Origin of the sequence: Neisseria sp. P0018.S001 (assembly GCF_051957355.1) — a bacterium.
In the GTDB taxonomy this organism is placed as follows: Bacteria; Pseudomonadota; Gammaproteobacteria; order Burkholderiales; family Neisseriaceae; genus Neisseria; species Neisseria subflava_A.
This window is the reverse complement of the sequence record NZ_JBQCWN010000036.1, coordinates 1-1,048: the sequence shown is the minus strand read 5'-3', so window position 1 is coordinate 1,048 and position 1,048 is coordinate 1. Positions and strand designations below refer to the sequence as shown.

Here is a 1,048-nt window from a genome sequence, read left to right as displayed (position 1 = left end):
ATATGCTCGAACCCGATACGACTGGGGTGGTATAGGTGCAAGCACCGTCAAACAGTCGCAGATGGGCGCAGTTGCATTGCCGAAAGGGAAAGCACCTGTCGGGGAAAATTTTTCCCAAGCCCAACAAGGACGGTACAGTTATGATTCACCGTACCACTCCCGCACTGTCAGAACGGAATTGGAACAGCGTTACGGCAAACAAAATGTCAAATCCTCGACAGTACCGCCGTCAAACGGCAAAAATGTCAAACTGGCAAACCAAAGCCACCCGAAGACCGGGGTGCCGTTTGACAGTAAAGGATTTCCAAATTTTGAGAAACACGTGAAATATGATACGAAGCTTGATATTCAAGAATTCAGGTCTAAGAGTTCGACAGGACAAATGAGGCTGGCAACCAAAGATTTGGCGGAAGCCATTAGGAAAGGACAGGTTCGCAAATCAAGCTTTAACACAGAACAATTAAGGGCAATTGAAAAAGGAGAATCTAAAATACCGGATTATACTTGGCATCATCATCAGGATACCGGACGTATGCAGCTTGTACCTGAAAAATCTCACCATGATACTGGTCATATCGGCTGGGAAGCGATGAATAAAGGAAGATAATTATGTGGAAAATTACGAAAGAGCAAGGTCAAGATTTAAGTTTTGCAACATATTGCTTATTATCGGCAGCAATTAATTTGCAAGAATTTAAATTATGGTTGGATAAGGTTGTCTTAGATATGCCTATTGATAATATACCTTTTTATATTTTTGATTTAATTGATCTTGAAGGAGTAGGAGATATTTATAATATTTTGGATTTTGTTCCGAATTCAGACTTATCTAAAGATCAAGATGACGCATTAACCGGCATTGCCTTCTTAAGGGGGGTAGATGTCTATGACCCTCCCGTTTCAAAAGAAAAAGCATTAAAAGCCTTAAAGAAACATCCTGAAATTTATCAGAGGTTTCAGCATTTCTTTCCATTTGTAGAACTGCCTCCGCTTTAGAGGGTAATGAGGTCGTCTGAAAAACATCAGACGACCTTTGGCATCATCATCA

At 40.8% G+C, this 1,048-nt stretch carries 2 protein-coding genes and 1 pseudogene; all 3 read left to right on the top strand.

Annotated elements, in window-relative coordinates; genetic code table 11:
- A pseudogene (locus ACTHTJ_RS10665) lies at nucleotides 1-355 on the top strand (hypothetical protein); the annotation flags it as partial.
- The gene (locus tag ACTHTJ_RS10660) at nucleotides 347-607 is read left to right on the top strand and encodes an HNH endonuclease (protein ID WP_440360954.1); all 261 of its coding nucleotides are present in this window, start codon (nucleotides 347-349) and stop codon (nucleotides 605-607) included. The pseudogene ACTHTJ_RS10665 and the gene ACTHTJ_RS10660, both read left to right, overlap by 9 nt.
- A 2-nt stretch (nucleotides 608-609) precedes the next feature.
- The gene (locus tag ACTHTJ_RS10655; protein WP_070583431.1) at nucleotides 610-996 is read left to right on the top strand and encodes a hypothetical protein; all 387 of its coding nucleotides are present in this window, start codon (nucleotides 610-612) and stop codon (nucleotides 994-996) included.
- Nucleotides 997-1,048: the final 52 nt, after the last annotated feature.

What these genes read in the sequence shown, in the direction of transcription:
- ACTHTJ_RS10655 (WP_070583431.1), top strand. Translation starts at nt 610, where the DNA reads ATGTGGAAAATTACGAAAGAGCAAGGTCAAGATTTAAGTTTTGCAACA.